Origin of the sequence: Defluviitalea phaphyphila (assembly GCF_001466305.1) — a bacterium.
GTDB classification, from domain to species: domain Bacteria; phylum Bacillota; class Clostridia; order Lachnospirales; family Defluviitaleaceae; genus Defluviitalea_A; species Defluviitalea_A phaphyphila.
Window position 1 is genome coordinate 1 of sequence record NZ_JWID01000023.1, and the last position, 17,266, is coordinate 17,266.

General features: G+C 27.1%; 12 protein-coding genes and 9 tRNA genes. 1 reads left to right on the forward strand and 20 read right to left on the reverse strand.

All coding sequences use genetic code 11. From position 1 onward, the window contains the following. Positions 1 to 110: 110 nt before the first annotated feature. From OM90_RS10620 to OM90_RS10640, 5 genes are all read right to left on the reverse strand, one after another. A complete protein-coding gene (locus OM90_RS10620) occupies positions 111 to 410 on the reverse strand; it encodes a WXG100 family type VII secretion target (RefSeq protein WP_058486868.1) in 300 nt (99 codons plus the stop codon). A gap of 171 nt (positions 411 to 581) precedes the next feature. Then, positions 582 to 794 (reverse strand): hypothetical protein, encoded by a 213-nt coding sequence (locus OM90_RS10625; protein ID WP_058486869.1) that lies wholly within the window; start codon positions 792 to 794, stop codon positions 582 to 584. Between the two features lie 3 nt (positions 795 to 797). Then, positions 798 to 1,031, reverse strand: a complete 234-nt coding sequence (locus OM90_RS10630) for an EsaB/YukD family protein (protein WP_058486870.1) — start codon at positions 1,029 to 1,031, stop codon at positions 798 to 800. A 2-nt stretch (positions 1,032 to 1,033) separates the two neighbouring features. Further along, positions 1,034 to 5,590, reverse strand: coding sequence for a type VII secretion protein EssC (gene essC / locus OM90_RS10635; protein ID WP_058486871.1), 4,557 nt, complete (start codon positions 5,588 to 5,590; stop codon positions 1,034 to 1,036). A 76-nt stretch (positions 5,591 to 5,666) separates the two neighbouring features. Continuing rightward, positions 5,667 to 5,960: a WXG100 family type VII secretion target gene (locus OM90_RS10640; protein WP_058486872.1), complete on the reverse strand. Its 294-nt coding sequence runs from the start codon at positions 5,958 to 5,960 to the stop codon at positions 5,667 to 5,669. A 546-nt stretch (positions 5,961 to 6,506) separates the two neighbouring features. Between OM90_RS10640 and OM90_RS10645 the strand changes: the two genes are divergently transcribed. Next, positions 6,507 to 8,981, forward strand: coding sequence for a trypsin-like peptidase domain-containing protein (locus OM90_RS10645; protein ID WP_058486873.1), 2,475 nt, complete (start codon positions 6,507 to 6,509; stop codon positions 8,979 to 8,981). 105 nt (positions 8,982 to 9,086) lie between these two features. On the opposite strand, the gene OM90_RS10650 is transcribed toward OM90_RS10645, so the two are convergent. The 15 genes from OM90_RS10650 to OM90_RS10720 form a co-directional block, all read right to left on the reverse strand. Continuing rightward, positions 9,087 to 9,647, reverse strand: coding sequence for an ECF transporter S component (locus OM90_RS10650; RefSeq protein WP_064505536.1), 561 nt, complete (start codon positions 9,645 to 9,647; stop codon positions 9,087 to 9,089). Positions 9,648 to 9,754: 107 nt separating this feature from the next. Next, entirely contained in the window at positions 9,755 to 10,753 is a 999-nt protein-coding gene (locus OM90_RS10655; RefSeq protein WP_058486874.1) for a stalk domain-containing protein, read from the reverse strand. Positions 10,754 to 11,071: 318 nt separating this feature from the next. Then, the gene (locus OM90_RS10660) at positions 11,072 to 12,973 is read right to left on the reverse strand and encodes a stalk domain-containing protein (protein WP_058486875.1); all 1,902 of its coding nucleotides are present in this window, start codon (positions 12,971 to 12,973) and stop codon (positions 11,072 to 11,074) included. Between the two features lie 15 nt (positions 12,974 to 12,988). Beyond that, positions 12,989 to 14,317, reverse strand: a complete 1,329-nt coding sequence (locus OM90_RS10665; protein ID WP_058486876.1) for a polysaccharide deacetylase family protein — start codon at positions 14,315 to 14,317, stop codon at positions 12,989 to 12,991. Further along, complete coding sequence (locus OM90_RS10670; RefSeq protein ID WP_058486877.1) at positions 14,286 to 15,071, reverse strand: PHP domain-containing protein; 786 nt, start codon at positions 15,069 to 15,071, stop codon at positions 14,286 to 14,288. The genes OM90_RS10665 and OM90_RS10670 overlap by 32 nt, the downstream gene beginning before the upstream one ends. After that, positions 15,068 to 16,138, reverse strand: coding sequence for an ATP-grasp domain-containing protein (locus OM90_RS10675; protein ID WP_058486878.1), 1,071 nt, complete (start codon positions 16,136 to 16,138; stop codon positions 15,068 to 15,070). Before OM90_RS10675 ends, OM90_RS10670 begins: the two co-directional genes overlap by 4 nt. Before the next feature lie 202 nt (positions 16,139 to 16,340). Continuing rightward, positions 16,341 to 16,424: transfer RNA gene (locus OM90_RS10680), tRNA-Leu, on the reverse strand. 77 nt (positions 16,425 to 16,501) lie between these two features. Then, positions 16,502 to 16,575 (reverse strand) — tRNA-Arg (locus OM90_RS10685). Positions 16,576 to 16,597: 22 nt separating this feature from the next. Further along, a tRNA-Leu gene (locus tag OM90_RS10690) sits at positions 16,598 to 16,684 on the reverse strand. Between the two features lie 9 nt (positions 16,685 to 16,693). Further along, positions 16,694 to 16,766: transfer RNA gene (locus OM90_RS10695), tRNA-Val, on the reverse strand. A 34-nt stretch (positions 16,767 to 16,800) separates the two neighbouring features. After that, positions 16,801 to 16,877, reverse strand: a tRNA-Pro gene (locus tag OM90_RS10700). 21 nt (positions 16,878 to 16,898) lie between these two features. Further along, positions 16,899 to 16,975, reverse strand: a tRNA-Asp gene (locus OM90_RS10705). Positions 16,976 to 17,016: 41 nt separating this feature from the next. Beyond that, positions 17,017 to 17,090: transfer RNA gene (locus OM90_RS10710), tRNA-Ile, on the reverse strand. A 6-nt stretch (positions 17,091 to 17,096) separates the two neighbouring features. Further along, positions 17,097 to 17,172, reverse strand: a tRNA-Thr gene (locus OM90_RS10715). Between the two features lie 7 nt (positions 17,173 to 17,179). Beyond that, a tRNA-Glu gene (locus OM90_RS10720) sits at positions 17,180 to 17,251 on the reverse strand. Positions 17,252 to 17,266 lie beyond the last annotated feature (15 nt).

Below are 17,266 nucleotides of genomic sequence, written 5' to 3' on the forward strand. Positions count from 1 at the left end.
TACCTCCTTAATCTTAGAGATAATTATATCTTATTTCCCTACATTCTTAAATGATCATTTTATTACATTTTTATTGTATCATTTATATTATATTTAATATATTCTATTATCTATCTTATGCTAATACTACTTGCTATATCGCTTTCCATTTCCATCATTGCTTTAGCCACTTCATTTAAATTATCTGCTAATGCTTCAAGGAATTGCTCCATTTGATTTTCAACTTCTTTTCTTACTTCTGTAAAAGCTTTTGCATAAGCTTCTGCAGAATCACCTTTCCATACTTGTTGTGCTTCATCTACTTCTTGTTGAACTCCTCGCATCATTTGTTTTGCTTGGCTATTATAAGCTTTTATTTCACTAACAAAGCTTCTTACTTGTTGTGAATCAAGCTTTATTCTTTGTCCCATATTTTCCCTCCTTTCTAATTATAATTAGATATTGTTTTTAATTCCAAAATCTTGTTTTATTTATATGTTTTATATATTTTGGAATATGCAATATGATTGTATAATAAATTTATACTTTTTTCAATATTTTTTTTAAATTTTATTATTTGTCATATATTGTATTTTTATAGATTATATTTTTACTACTAAAATCTGTATATCATTGCTTTTTTCTCTTTGTTCTTTTTCTAATTTTTCTGCTAAATTTTTTAATTTTATTTTTATATTAAATAATTTATTAATTGTATGCTTTTGAATAGTATATGTTTTAGCATACATGGCATAATAGAATATATTTTGACTATAACCTTCCCAGTAATAATAAATATCTTTTATAGTTTTCATCCTTTACTCTAATATTAATATACTTCCTGCCCATAAACCTTTTTCTGCTAAAGTAGTATCTTCTTTTAATATTTCTCCTGTATTTTTACATTTTAATGTTTTATAATTATTTGAATCTAACTTTAGAGCTTTAATTATTAATTGTATTAATATTTCTATCTTTATATTAGTTGGCACCTCTAAATCACAACTATATTCTCTATCCGGTATATATATGGTTACTATTGCCTGTTCCATTTTTAACCTACTTCCTCTTTATAATATTTATTATTTATATTTTCTATATAATCTTTTATCTCTTCTTCTGTAGCATAAGGAGTTTTTATGTATGTATATTGTCCTTTTATAATTAAATACCCTTCTCCTGGAATTTTCCTTTGTTCTTGGGAATATTTAATTCGTACGTTAAATATAGACTGTTCTAATAAATCTCCAAAATATATTCCCTGTTGAAGATTTTTTACAGCTTGGGCTAAAGGATGATATTCAGAACTTAATTCTTCAATAGGAGCGCTTACCCATACTCCTACTCCTAAGCTTCTTCCTTTTATTAGATTTTCTAAAAATTTAGTTTGATTATACTTATCTTGTCTTATGATATCTATTATATTTTCTATAACTATTAATATGTATTTTTCTTCTTTTGTGTCTTCTTTTTTCTCTATCATTTTATTTTTTCTTAATTCTAATTCTTGTTTTAAATGTTCAAAGATTTCATCTAATTCATTTTGAGAAGTGTTACAATATTTTGCAACATGAGGTAGGTTTTTGTAATCGTATAAGTCTCCATATATATTATCTACTATATAAATTTCTACTTGTTCTGGAGTATATTTTTTTGCTAAAGTTAATAACATTGTTTTTAACATATTTGTCTTACCTAATCCATAACTACCTGTAATTAATTTATAAGGATTTTTATTTAAATTTATATTTACTACTTCTACATCTTCGTTTAATCCTATTGGAAGATATTCTTCTTTTGTATTTTCTAATACTTTATAAGTATTATATAACTCTGATATATTAAACTGTGATGGAAGTAATGGGATTCTTCTATCCCAAATTTTTTCATCTTTGTTGCTATATTTTTTTATCCATTCTCTCATTTGTTTTAGTCTTTCTGCTTCTGTATCTCCTTTAAATGGTAAAGATATTTGTATTTCTAAAGGTGGTTGTCCTTTTATAAATCCTCTTCCTGGTATATCAGGAATATCAAAACTTCTAGCTTTTCCTACTATTGAGCTTAATTCGTATTTATCTTCTACACCTATAGCTATTACACTTTTAAAATACATAGCTATTTTATATCTAATATCTGATGGCTTTGATACTGTAAATACAACATATATACCTAAGCTTGCACCATCTCTACATAGACGAATTAAAAATTCTTCTTCATCAGGATATAATTCTATAAAATTTGAATAGTTATCTAACATTATTATCCATATAGGCATTTCTGATTGCACTATTTGTTTATACGCATAATAATTTGCTACTGAATGCCTTGCAAATTCTTCTTTTCTTTTTTGCATTTCTCTATCTATCATTTTTACAAAATATTTATATTTCTTTTCTTCGTCCATTGTTACTACATCCCCACAGTGATTTAATTGTTCAAAACTTTTTAATACTTTACTTCCAAAGTCTAATATATAAAAACATACTTTATCTGGAGTATAATTTTCTACTAAAGACACTATTAAAGTTTGTATTGATGTAGTTTTCCCTAATGCTATATCTGCATATATTAGTAAATTTCCATCTTTTATAAAATTATGTACTAATGGATACTGGGTTTGTTTATATGGGTCGTCTATCATCCCCATAACTGCTGAAATTTCATCTTTTAATGGTTTATAGTCTATATCTGAAATATAAATTTTATCTGGAATAGGTTTTGTCCATAGATTTTTTAATTTTCTTATATTTAAATCCTCAGAAATTTTTATAATATGCTGTTTTAATACTCCTAATTCACTAACTTCTTCTTCTTTTTCTTCTCCTAACGTATTTGAATATAATAATGTTCTTTTCCCATTTATATCTACCTTAGATATATTGATTTTATTAGATGAGTTATCTTTATTACCTTTATATTCTGCTCCACTCCACGCTGATTGAAATAATTCAAAAAGCTCATTATTCCCTACTTGTAAATAAGCTCTACCGGGATATTTTATATCTGCCGCATCTGGAGTCTTTAACACTTCCATACTATCTTGAGTTGTTTTTACCTTAAGACATAACTTAAAACTAGAATTACTCCATATTTGATCATCAACTACTCCTGATGGTTTTTGCGTAGCTAATATTAAGTGAATCCCTAAAGTTCTTCCTATTCTGGCAGCACTTATTACTTGAGTCATAAATTCTGGTTGGTCTACTTTTAATTCTGCAAATTCATCAAATATCATAATTAAATGAGGAAGTGGCTCTTTACATTGTCCTCTTTTATATAGTTTTTGATAATTGTCTATATGATTTACTCCATATTCTCTAAATAATTCTTGTCTTCTTTTCATTTCACTTTCAATAGCAATCAATGCTCGCATTATTCTTTTTCCATCTAAATTCGTTATAGTACCTATTAAGTGAGGAAGCCCACTGAATAAATCAGCCATTCCTCCCCCTTTGTAATCTATAATTACAAAAGCTAGGTCATTTGGATGAAAATTTATTGCTAAAGAAGCTATTAAAGATTGTAATATCTCACTTTTCCCTGACCCAGTTGTTCCTGCTACTAATCCATGAGGACCATGAGCTTTTTCATGAATATTAAAATATAAAACTTCTCCTCCCATTCCTACTCCTAAGGGAACTGCAAGAGAACTAAAAGCCTCGCTTTTTGCCCATCTTTCTGGTATATTAAGCTCTTCTACACTATTTACTTTATACATTTCAAATAAAGTTATTTTTTTAGGTATATCTGTAGAAACTGTTGTTTGTTTTAATCTAATAGGACTCATTAATCTAGCAAAATTTTCTACAGTTTCACTAGCTACTTTATCAGGAATAAATATTTCTTTTTCAGCATATATCGATGACTTTATAAATCTACCTAGTTTTGTATCTATTTCTAAAATGCTTTTACAATCTCTAGGTAAAGCTTCTATTCGATTTGCAAGGAAAATAGAAGAATATCCTAAATTGTGGTTGGATTTAGATAAATAGCTCATAATTGGTTCGTTTTCAAGTAAAGACATATCTGCTAGTATAAATACATAATGTGGAATATATACTATACCATCGTATTGGTTTTTAACCTTTCTTTCTCTCTCTTTTAATATGTCATTAAATGTTGTTAACATCTGATGAGCTGATATTTTGTCTTTGGCCATAAATCTAACCTTATAATCATCGTCCCAAACATGGGGAAGCCATTTAAGATTTTCCCATTGTTCTGATTCATTAGAAGGATATATTATGACCAATTTTACTTCTACATAACTATGATGGGTACAAAGTTGTGTTATTAGTGATAATACAGAAGGTATTAAATTAAATCTTGTGCCTATAAGACCTGTTATCCCATTTTTTGCTATTGGGATAGTTACAGGAACATTGGAAATGTTATAATATTCATCTGCTAATTTATGAGGTTCTTCTGCTAAAATGTCTGGCTCTAACATAAGTTGCTTTTTGCCAGTCTGTATCTTAACACCAAAAGGAACATTTCCTATACCTATCCTTAAATCTAAAAAATCTTCATCTTGAGGAGTTCTATTCCATAAATTTTTATCTCTTAATTTAACTATCTTCATACATTCATCTATATTAGGATGTATTTTGTACAAACTTTCTGATTGTATAGTTTTTTGTTTATCAAATTGTTTGCGATAATGATCTATTTGTTCTAAATATTTCTGTTCTCTAATTTTTATTTGCTTTTTATAATTTGATTTTTGAGTAAGTAAATTAATAACTGAAACTATTACAGAACCAAGCATGAACATCACAGAATAAATTCCATATCTGCTAAAAAATATAGAAATAAATATTGTTATTCCTACCATAATAATTGCTGGCAAAAATATTGAAATCAATGATGTACTTGGCTTTGTTGGCATTGGTGGTGGGTCTGGTATTTCAACGGTTTCATTGGGAATAGGAGGATAAAATCTAGGAGGTCTTTTAAATAAAGGATAATTAGTATCGTCATCTTCTTTATTTAAATTTTTAATTTCTAATTTATTAAATACTTCTAAACAATCTTTTCTTACTATTATTTTATTTCCACATATTCTTATTTCATCATTAACCTTTATTCTTTGTGAATTTTCTACTTTTTCTTCATTTATGTATACTTCTCCATCAATAGGATATAATACATAATTTCGATTTTCATATCTGATTTCAAAGGATTTATTACCAATTGCTGAATCTGTCAAAATAATAGAATTGGTACTTTCTCCTCCAACAGTAATTGTTTTATTTTCTAAAGGATATTTAAAAAAATTCTGATTTAACTCATCTGCATTTCTTATCCATACTAATGCTTTAGTATTTCTATTAATAAAATTTATTTCATAAGTATCTTCATATGAAATTATCCTTGGTTCATTTATGATTATATTTAAAAGCCTTATTTCTATATTATTGTCTTTAGGTGATAAACTCCAATCACTTTGTATTTTTTCAAAAAATATATGAGATTTTGAAACTTTTTTATTAGCTATTTTTATATCCCCATTGTTTTCAAAAACAATAGACCATATATCTGTGTCCGTATCTTTTAAAATAATCTCTTTAAAATTATTTTGATAATAAATATGTATTGCTATATTCCCCATACTATCTCCTCATAAAATGTTTTTATTATGTAAATAAATTATAAATTAATATTTATAAGTAACTGATTTTATTTCTCTACTTATTGCATTTGCCATATTTTTCATCTGCTATTTCACAATTTATAGCTATATTTTCTATTTTACTAGATAAGTGTTCTATACTTGTTTTAAACTTCTCTATAACTTTTTTAAACTCTTCATATTGTTGTTTTAATATATCATAAGTACCCCCTTCCCAATAATTTTGAAGTCCGTCTATTATTGAATTTAAATTCGTTAATAATTGTTCGTAATCCTCTTTTATCTTTTTTATTTCTCTAACTTTATTTTTAATGTTATTTGTTTCTATAATGGTATATGATTGTCTCATTTTAAATACTCCTTTTTAAACTTTACTTATTTTGTAATATAGTATAATATTGTATATTTTTAATTGTATATTCTAATAATTTTTATTTTTCTATTGTATTTCTTATTATTGTTAAGAATTGAAAATTAATTATTTATTATATTAGTTTAATTCTATTATCATTTTTGTTTATTTGTTACATTTTTTCTTTATTATTATATCCTTATTCTGTGTTTTTTTCAATATTATTTTTTATTATTATAATTTTCTTATCATTAAATGTTTTTTATTACTTTATAAATAATTAAATACACAATAATATATACATTACATAAACTTTGTATAAATTAATAATTCAAGTAAAATTTTATAAGAGAATTTTAATAATTTAGCTATTATAAGTAAAATTTCTTATATAATAATCATCTATTTTGTTTATTAAATATTTATAATTACTATCATATATCAAATAAAAATATTTTTCGAAATATATTGAAATATATCAAATAACTTTTGTATAATTATAATTGTAGTAATTATGGAAAATTTATGTATAGAGGTGAAATTATGAACCATATCTTTATTTCCCATGCTCTTGAAGATAGTCCCATTGCTGAAGCTTTGTATGAAGAGTTAGAAAAGAAAGGATTAAAATGTTGGATGCCTTCTAAGAATATTTTGGCAGGACAAAATTATGGAGAAGCCATATTTAATGCTATTGAAAAATGTAGTGTGATAGTTATTATTTTTTCTTCTAATTCTAATTCTTCACAAAAAATTATTAGAGAATTGCAAAAAGCAATAGATGCTAATAAAAGAATAATTTCATTTAAAATTGAAAATATTAATCCCTCTAAAGATATGGAATACTACTTAACTAATGCCTACAATTTAGATGCTACAAATGATACATTATTTATTAGTATTGATAAATTAGAAACTATCATTAATAATACAATTGATATATCAAACCAGGTTAATAATTCTAATGAAGTTAATAATAATATTAATAAATATAAAAACGTTAATATGCAAAATCAAATTTATAAAATTAATAAACCCAATAATAATAAAATTAATCCTGCTAATAGTCGCAAAAAAAATCCTTTAAAAGCAATTATATTTGGTATTAGTATATTAGTATGTTTTTTTATATTTATGATATTATTATCTGATACAGAAACATTAACTCCTTCTAATAATGAATCAATTGATGCCTCTGTTTCAGACCATACTTCTGTTTCGGAAGAAAATAATAATATAACAAATATTAGTTTTGAGTACGAAAAAGCAGATAATATTTCTTCTACAAAGTTTACTGAAGAAGATATTATTAAATTTGCAAAAACTGCTGTAATGGAATTAGATAGATTAGATGGTTCTCCAGAATTTTATGAACAATATGCTTATAATGGTCCCGAATATAATATAATGAATCTTTATGAAGATGTAATGTTTGCTAACCTTAAAATAGAAATAAGAGAATTTCAAACTGTAGAACTTATAGGTAAAAATAAAAAACCTTTTGGAATTGAGTATCTAGTTAAAATGGACTTTACATGTTATGCAAATTATGACATAAATATAGACGGAGAAATTAAACATAGAGAAGGAGAAGCTACATTATACAATAATCTTGTAATTATTGAAACTAACGATGGTGAATTAAAATATCTTGTTATGGATGGGATATCTGAAGAAGATTTAGAAAAACGAAATAATTCAATAGAAGTTACTTATAACGAATTACAATCTATAGAAGATTTAGATACAGAAGATACTGTTCAATCTTTTATTCCTTCTAATACTATAACCGAAGAAGAAGCTTTAAAATCTGTAAAAGAAATAGTACAAGAAAATGACCATAAAATTGTAGCTGTTTTTGTTGAAACTAATCAAGGAACCGCACAAGGAAGTGGATTTTTCATTGAAGATGGGATTATCGTAACAAATTATCATGTAATTGATGGAGGAAACGAGGCTTATATTCTTCTTTCTGATGAAAGTACAATTGATGTAGATGGAATCATTTGTGCAGACCCTTATCTAGATATTGCAGTTCTTAAACTGAAAAAACAAATAGGAATTGAACCAGTTGTTCTTGGTGGAATAGAAGATGTAGAAAAAGGTGAAGTTGCTGTAGCTATTGGATCACCACTAGGACTATTTAACACAGTATCAACAGGTATTATTTCTAACACATGGAATAATGAAGGCATTTATCTATTGCAAATTTCTATACCTATTACACATGGTAATTCTGGAGGAGCTTTATTTGATGAAACTGGAAAAGTTGTTGGCATAACAACTGCTGGTATGGGAGAAGCTGATTTGAACTTTGCAGTTTCAACTGAACATTTAAAGGATATTGCTAATCAAATTAATGCAATAGATTTTTACGATTTGCCTGTATATACATTCGCAGAAGTTAAGCAATTAATTAATGATTCTAACAGTAATTTATCTTCTTCTGATACCAATATTATTGAAAAAGAACCATCAACTGATGAAAAAGAAATAAAAGAAAATGAAGGGAAAATCGAAAATACTTCTCCTCAACATAACTATCGTTTTGTCCATTCCAATCAAGGTATCGGAAAAAATTTAACTTTTACTACTGATATAGAGCGTATAGAAGAGCTAGACATATATTATACTGTTGAATATGCTGAAAACGATGCAGATATTCATTTAAGTAACATAATAGGAACTGTATCGCTACCAGATTACAAAGATTTTTACCAAGACCCTCTTAACCTTTTTTCTGACTTCGATATAACTTTTGTAGAAGAAGATTTAGATTATTATATGGCTCTTAATCAAGATATTCTTGCATCTGATGCTTTTATTGACTATGAGGTTGATAATATTAAATTAATTGAATTAGCTTTTAATAAATATGGAAAAATAGATGGAATTGTCGTAGAAGCAGATATAATTAAATTCGTTGATTTTGAAGAATATGATATTAAACGTAATAAATATTATTTTAGATATAATGAACTTATGGATCGTTTTTTATACGTAGGAGAAATTGAATAAAAGTATTATCTATTTTAAAAAAGCTATCTTAGTCAAGAAAAAACTAAGATAGCTTTTTTTAGTTATTATTAAAGAAAAAAATTTTTTGATTAATTTGATATCGAATTAAAATCCACCTTTATAAAGTTTTTTATTCTCACTTTTTCTTTGATAAAATTTTAATCCTTGAACTATAGATGGAATTAAAATAATCTGTAAAATAATCCCTGGTATTCCCGAAGTCACAGAAGTAATGATACTCATTCCTGCTGGAAATGAAATACCAAATATATTAATAAGTCCCCACATAACTATTGCATAAGCTATTCTACCAGTTATCATAGCTCCAAATAATGATACAAATAAATTTTGTTTTAATTTTTGATATAAAATTCCTGATACTAAACCATAAGTAGCTAATTCAAATATCATCATAGGAAGAATTGGTACAGGAGATATAGGAGGCATTCCCGTTATAAAATGACTTAAAATAGGAGTTAATATTCCAACATAAAATCCATATTTATATCCTACAATAAAACCTGCTAAAAGAACGGGTATATGCATGGGTAACAATAAACTTCCTGCTTCTTTTCCTCCAAATATATGAAATACCTGAGGTAATACTACTCCTAAAGCAATAAAAAAAGAACTAATAACTAATTTTTTTGTATTAGTCTTAACCACAATATTCTCCTCCTTTATCTTATATGCATTTATATTTATTATATAATAATTCTTCATATAATAACAATAAAAACTGCTAATAAATATTTATTAGCAGTTTTTATTGTTTATAAATAGAAATCATGATTATTTATTGTTTTATAAAACGTTCTATTTTGAATAATCCAATAACTAGTTGATTTTTTAGGATTTAAAAAATATAAGCACTCTCCTATATTATTATTCCCTTCTAATGCCATCTTTGCAGCTTTAATACTTTCTTCTGAAGGATTATTATATATAGCTCCATTAGCTACTGGAGTATATTGTACTCCCCAATTAGTATCAAATATAACTTCTTTTATAGTATTAGGAAAATCATCACTTTCCTTTCTATTTATAACACAATTAGCAACAGCTAATTTCCCTTCAAAGGGTTCTCCTCCTGCTTCTGCTTGTACTAATCTAGATAACCAATACAAATCTTCTTCTGAATAAAAATTAGAATAAGCTGGAGATATAACTGTATCTTGAGATTTAGTTTTAATATAATCTTTAGTATATAAATTTACAGCTGTATTATCTTCATCCCAATAAACATCTATATCAAAAGCTTCTGATACAAACCTAATAGGAATGAAAGTTCTTCCATTATATATATTAATTGGAGCATCTAATTCAATAGATATATTATTAACTAATGCATAAGATTTATTAATTGGTAAAACAATAGAAGTTCCGTCTTTTATAAGAATCGCTTCTTCTTTATTAGAATCCCAATATATCTCATCTATACCTATAGATTCTGAAATAAACCTAATAGGTACAAAAGTACGTCCATTTTCCATGTACGGTTCTACTTCAGAGTATATGTAGTTATCATTTAAATAGATTTGAATAGTTTTATTATCATCAATAGGACGAAGTTTTATTAAGTTTCCTTCATATATTTCTTCATTGCCATTTAAACTAATTAGATTGTTATAACTTATATTATAGTCTTTTGAAATACTATATAAACTATCTCCTTCTTTTACTGTATGCATTACATAAGATGAAGCTAAAGAACTAGAAGGAATTCCTATGCAAATAATAAACAACCAGATTTTTATAAATATTTTCTTCATATTTTTCATCCCTCATTTTTTACTTATTTATTAAAATTATTAATTGAAATCATAAATATTGTAACATTTATTTAATAATTTTCAAGAGGTTTTTTTTGGAAAAATGAAATTTCGCTCCTTTTTTTACCAGTTATCCACATTGTATTCACATTTTGTGGATAATTTTTCTATATATGTAAAGTTTATCTTTATTAATATTTAAACCATGTGGAATAATATTTCTCTTTATATGGAACTTTTTAATGGAGAATGTTCTAAAGAGAAATCAATAGATTAAGGGAAAATATAAAAATCCCCTATATAGGGGATTTTTATATTTTAATCTAATGTAATTATATTTATTGCTATTGGAAGACTTGAACCTCCTGCATTCATCATTTCAAATTCTATGACTTTTTCTTCTCCATCTTCTAAAGTGTAATCTATTATATTAGCTGCTTCTTGTGAGCTCATTTCAGGAGTTATAAAGTATCCTTCTTCTGTTTTTACTGCTGCTGCACAACGTCCTCCTCTAGGATTTAATCTAACACGAATAGTTTTTTCTTCTCCTGTATTATTTACAACAGGAATCTTTATCTTATAAGTAGCTCCATAATGTCCAATATTCCCTATTGTTCCATACTCTTTACCAAAACTATTTTCCGCTGAAAAAATATTATCGGTTTCTTTATTAGATATAGAATATGCTACTTGATTATCTCCTGCTTCATATACTGGTAGTTCTGTTGTAAGTCTTGCAAAATCCCATGTTCCTCTAGGATGTTTATTATCAAAATCTAAAGGTAATGGGTCTCCTTTAGCATATAATAAACTTAATTCATCTCCTTTTGTTACAACTGTTCTTATTACATAATTTAATTTTCCACTACCTGATGCTTTTTTTACTTTAAACTCATATTGGAATCCTATTAAAGTTTCTGATCCTAGATGAAGACTATCTATTATTTGAGTGGAACCAGATTTTATGTATGTTGTGTTCATGGGAATTAATGGTAAAGTACCACTTAAACTTAACTCAGCTACTTTTAATCCAACATCATAAATTGCCCATCCTCTATTACTAGTCCTAGAGACTCCTCTAACATCAACTAATTCAATATCATTAGTATCAGATAAATTCTCTATTGTTATTCCTATAGTTACTGGTTCATTAAATTTATTTTCATGATATCCAAATACAATATGTCTTATATATTCTTCATCTTCTTCTACAATATCATGCCAAAGTACTGCAGGGTCCTGAAAAACTGTCATTTCATTAAATTTTTCTGGATTATCACTAACCATAAGCCTTGTATTTCCTTCTGGAATTGGCTCTGGTACATTCTTTGGAACTACTCCACCCCAAATAAACTCCTTTTCTAAAAAGGGTAGTAAAAAGGCTGATTCTTTGGAATAAATATTTACTTGTTTTGCATTACTATCCCAAACAACAGTAGCTCCAAAAACTTGTTCAAGAAATTTTAAGGGTACATATAAAGTTTCGTTATAATCTATTATTTCTTGCTGAGGTTCTATATATTCTCCATTAACAGTTACTGTTTTGTCTAAAATATTAATTCTTAATTCCACTTCATTATCCTTTAAAGCCACTAACTCTCCTGTAGTATAATCAATATATGTCTTCATTCCCATAGCTTTAAGTACTATTTCTGCAGGAACCATTCCCGTATTTCCATTCATTATAGGATTTAGGTAAGTATTAATTTTACTTTTATTTACAACTATACTCATATTACTATATTCACGAATTTTAGGTAATTTAACAAAATTAGTTGTAATTATAGCCGTTTTAGTGGCATTATCCCATATAACATTTCCTCCAAAAGATTCCCCTATAAATCTTAAGGGAACATAAGTAGTATCATTATATATTATCGCTGGTTGATCAAGTTTAATTTCCTCTTCATTTATAAAAGCTATATCAGAATTAATAAATATCTGTACAATATTGCCATCCCTCATGGCACATACTTTTTTTTCAACATTATCCCATTCTACATTTATATCCATGGTTTCAAACAAGGACCTCAAGGGCACTAAAATTCTTCCATTATTTATTATTGGCTTAATTGAAGGCTTAAACATTTCTTCATCTATTATAATATTAATATCTGTTTCTAAAAATTTATTTGGTTTTGCTAATACATTTGTTATAGACATATTAATAAATATTGCTATTACGCTGAAAAAGATTAGTGCTCTTTTTAAATTTCTCATGTTTTCCCTCTTTCATTACTTATTTTTTATTGCGTCTAAAACCTCTAAATATTCAAATCGTTTAATGGTGTTATTTTTAATAGACGGTGTTATTCCAAAATTATCACTGAAAAATTTTATTATATCCTCTCTTGTTGCTAATTTATCTCTTTTATCCATTAAATCTAATCTATTATAATGTAAAAATGCTAAATAATATGGTTGTTTTAAATATATACTTTTTTCCTTTTTAGAATTTATAATGTTTTCAAGTTCTTTTTTATACTCTTCTTTTGTCAAAGTCATCATTACCATTTCTCCAATAGTAAGTTCTTTATCTGGTTTAAATTCATTAGTTTTATATCCTATAATAAAACCTTTTCTATCTAAATCTCTAGCAATTTCAAAATTTTTAGATTTATCATTAAAATCTTCAAAAGGATACATATCTTTTAATTCTCTAACGGTAATAACCCTATATCCATAATTCTTTAATATTTCTAATTGTTCCTTTAGAGCAGTAACAACTGGAGTCATTAAAGACATATTGTATCCATCTTTTTGAAATATAATTTGACCATTTAAAGACATTTCATCATTTTTTAATACATTTTTTATGGGGTCAACCATTTTTCTAACATCTTCATTATAATCCCCTACTGTTGGCATCCAACCTCCGCCATCAAAACTAGCTGCTAAATAATCATATCCCATTAGAGCATAGGCATCATAAGATGTAAATCCATCAGGAATTTTATCAATATAGTGAGGAGGTCTTGACATAATAATTTCATAATTAAATTCATCTTTTAATAACTTATGTAATTGAGTTAAATCTGATACTACTTCATTGATGTTAGAAAAATGCTCTCTACTTCCATATACAATATTATTTTTGCCAAATAAAACATGTCTGTAGCCATGGTTTGATATTTCATGACCATTATCTAAAAGTAATTTAATTAATTCCTTTTGATTTTTTGCACCGGCATATTTATCTTTCTTAAATTTTGGATAATGGTCATGCTTTACTCCACTCCAAGTAGGTTTATTAATAGTTCCTTCTTTATCTGGATAATTATATTCTGTAGTTCCTATAACATTAAATGTTCCTCTAGCTTCATATTCTTTCATAATATTAACTAAAATTTTTGTAAGTCCACAATTTTTATATTTAGGATCAGTTATAGGATTAATAGGCATATTCATAGGTCCATCATCAAAAGTCATAGCTACTATTTTTTCATCATTAGGAACAGCAAACCTTTCAAATCTTCTAACAGGTGATAAATATTTTCCTGCTTTTTCTCTCTTTCTTTGTTTAATCTTTTTATTAACTTTTCTTGCTAATGCATATAGTTTCATATTCTTTACTCCTTGTTATCTTATTATAAAATATTTCATATATTCCAAATATCATTCTTATTATATTTTTTATTATTATTTTAAATTTAAACTTTTTTAAATTATGAAGCTTTGCTTTCGCTATTATATAATTGGAAGATTTTTTATAATAAATAATACTTTTTTTTATTAAAGCACTTTTAAAATCTTTTGGGTTGAGATCAAAATCCTCTGTAATAGTATAACAATTTTTCAATTCTTCTAAGGAGTGAGCATCAGGTCCTCCTAAATAAATAAAGTTTTTCTTATTTAATAGAGAATCTGTAAAATTATTTGATTTTGTTTTAAAGTAAAAAGAATCTAGTCTAGCATTATACTTTTCTATTCCATCTACATGATTTAAAATATCCATATTATCTTTTAGTTTACTATTATAAGGATGTGCTAATATTAAAACTCCATTAGATTTTTTTACATTCTCCACAATTTTATAAAAATCAAAACGTTTATTATCTATTTTAGGAGTATTTTTTTCTATAGTTTCATCAATAAAATATGCTAATACATGACCATATTGAGTAGAAAACTCTGCTCCAGGTATAATCTTTATTCCATTATCTTGATATTTTAGGGCTTCTACTCCCCCTTTTGCTGTATTATGGTCTGTAATAGCTATAACATTATATCCCAATTTTTTTGCAGTATTAACTATCTCTTTTACTGAACTCTTACTGTCATGAGAATATTCCGAATGAATATGTAAACATAATTTCATTTTATATTTCTCCTAACCAAGGATTTCAAATAATTAATAAAAGGTACTGGATTTTTAAAATAAAAAATACCTTCTTTAGCAGTAATAATGTTTGCTATATGTTTTAAAGCTTTTTTTATATTGCCCCTTTTAAGATAAGCAATAACTGCAAAATAAGCTTGTGGAAAATAGTACATCTTTTTCTTTAATTTATATGGGATATCATTTTCATCTATGTTTTTATGAGAATTATCTAAGACTTTAAGATAATTCTCAAAAAAATCAGATTTAGCTACAAATAATAAGGGCATACTGCCCCAATATCTTGGATTAATTTCTATTAAATAATCACCTTTAAATTCAACCATGGCATAGCCTGTCCATTTTAACTCTTTTAAAAGTTTGTATGCACTATATACTAAATCCTTTTTATACTGAGAGATACAAATAGCACTAGGCCCACCTGAAATAGGATATTCTAAAATTCTCTCATGCATTATATAATCTACTAAATTAGAATTAAAATCTAATAACATGGAAACTCCAAAACCTTTTCCTGTAACATATTCTTGTACTAAAATGTTATCTTTATTGTTTGATATTGTTTCAATAGCTTTTCTATATTCTTCTTCGTTATTTACTATCTTATATCTTTGTTGAGGCTTTAGAGTAGTATTTTCTGAATTATTTAATTTAACTACTAATGGATATTTATTAGTAGTATTCTTTGGAACTTTTATATTTAAGTTATTAGCAAAATCCATTAACCATTTTTTATTAGTTATTTTTTTGATTAATTCATTAGTTGGAACTATATATTTTATATTTGGTCTTATTTCATTTACAGCTTCTATAACAAGAGGATGTCCAACTAATAAATAATCTTCACTAGAAAATTTACTTAAAACTTTAATTAAATCCTCTTTTATATTCTCTTTAGAAATTTCAAAAACAGAATTTATATGATTACTAATCACTTTTGTATTCTTAAATTTTATACCCTCAACATTATATCCTTTTTTTACTAAATATTCAACTAATGGTGCTGTCATTCTTTTATCAATATTATCAATTAATATATTTTTCATAATTCCTCCAAAATCCCTAGGATTTTATTAAATTTAATTATTTTCCATTATACTACATAAAAAAATTCCTTACAAGGTTATTAATTTTGCTTGTTATTAAATATACTATGGTAATTTCATGTAAATCAAATAAAAGAGTACAATAGCTAATACAAACTATTATACTCTTTTTATTTACTAAAATTTATTTACTGATATTTTATGCGGATGACGGGATTTGAACCCACACGGTATTGCTACCACTAGAACCTGAATCTAGCGCGTCTGCCAATTCCGCCACATCCGCAAAATTTGAACATAAAAATATGAAATAGAAACCATAAGATACAAAAAAATCTTACAGCCCCTATTTCTATTAACTAACGTGCGCAGAAGGATTCGAACCCTCGGCCTTCTGATCCGTAGTCAGACGCTCTATCCAGCTGAGCTATGCGCACCTATATTTTTATAATTAAAATATGCCGGAGACCGGAATCGAACCGGTACGGTCTTTATGGGACCGCAGGATTTTAAGTCCTGTGCGTCTGCCAGTTCCGCCACTCCGGCACAATATGATGGGCGCAACAGGACTCGAACCTGTGACCCCCTGCTTGTAAGGCAGGTGCTCTCCCAGCTGAGCTATGCGCCCATATTGTGTTTAAAATTAATATTAAGTTTTGGCTTGGTCTGGGTGACAGGACTTGAACCTGCGACCTCTAGAACCCCATTCTAGCGCGCTACCAAACTGCGCCACACCCAGACATTACGTCTGGAAAATAAATGGCGACCCAGAAGGGACTCGAACCCTCGACCTTCGGCGTGACAGGCCGACGCTCTAACCAACTGAGCCACTGGGCCACATCCAAAATAAAAAATACAATTTAATTTTTAAATTGTAGTGGGCCTTCAGGGACTCGAACCCCGGACCGTCCGGTTATGAGCCGGATGCTCTAACCAACTGAGCTAAAGGCCCTCAATCTGGAGCCGACGATCGGACTCGAACCGATAACCTGCTGATTACAAGTCAGCTGCTCTGCCAATTGAGCCACGTCGGCATATGTATGACCCATAGGGGACTCGAACCCCTGTTACCGCCGTGAAAGGGCGGTGTCTTAACCGCTTGACCAATGGGCCATATCAACTCCCCGA

Excerpts from the sequence above, each read along its gene's own strand:
- OM90_RS10620 (WP_058486868.1), bottom strand. The coding sequence starts at position 410 with ATGGGACAAAGAATAAAGCTTGATTCACAACAAGTAAGAAGCTTTGTT.
- OM90_RS10625 (WP_058486869.1), bottom strand. The coding sequence starts at position 794 with ATGAAAACTATAAAAGATATTTATTATTACTGGGAAGGTTATAGTCAA.
- OM90_RS10630 (WP_058486870.1), bottom strand. The coding sequence starts at position 1,031 with ATGGAACAGGCAATAGTAACCATATATATACCGGATAGAGAATATAGT.
- essC (WP_058486871.1), bottom strand. The coding sequence starts at position 5,590 with ATGGGGAATATAGCAATACATATTTATTATCAAAATAATTTTAAAGAG.
- OM90_RS10640 (WP_058486872.1), bottom strand. The coding sequence starts at position 5,960 with ATGAGACAATCATATACCATTATAGAAACAAATAACATTAAAAATAAA.
- OM90_RS10645 (WP_058486873.1), top strand. The coding sequence starts at position 6,507 with ATGAACCATATCTTTATTTCCCATGCTCTTGAAGATAGTCCCATTGCT.
- OM90_RS10655 (WP_058486874.1), bottom strand. The coding sequence starts at position 10,753 with ATGAAGAAAATATTTATAAAAATCTGGTTGTTTATTATTTGCATAGGA.
- OM90_RS10660 (WP_058486875.1), bottom strand. The coding sequence starts at position 12,973 with ATGAGAAATTTAAAAAGAGCACTAATCTTTTTCAGCGTAATAGCAATA.
- OM90_RS10665 (WP_058486876.1), bottom strand. The coding sequence starts at position 14,317 with ATGAAACTATATGCATTAGCAAGAAAAGTTAATAAAAAGATTAAACAA.
- OM90_RS10670 (WP_058486877.1), bottom strand. The coding sequence starts at position 15,071 with ATGAAATTATGTTTACATATTCATTCGGAATATTCTCATGACAGTAAG.
- OM90_RS10675 (WP_058486878.1), bottom strand. The coding sequence starts at position 16,138 with ATGAAAAATATATTAATTGATAATATTGATAAAAGAATGACAGCACCA.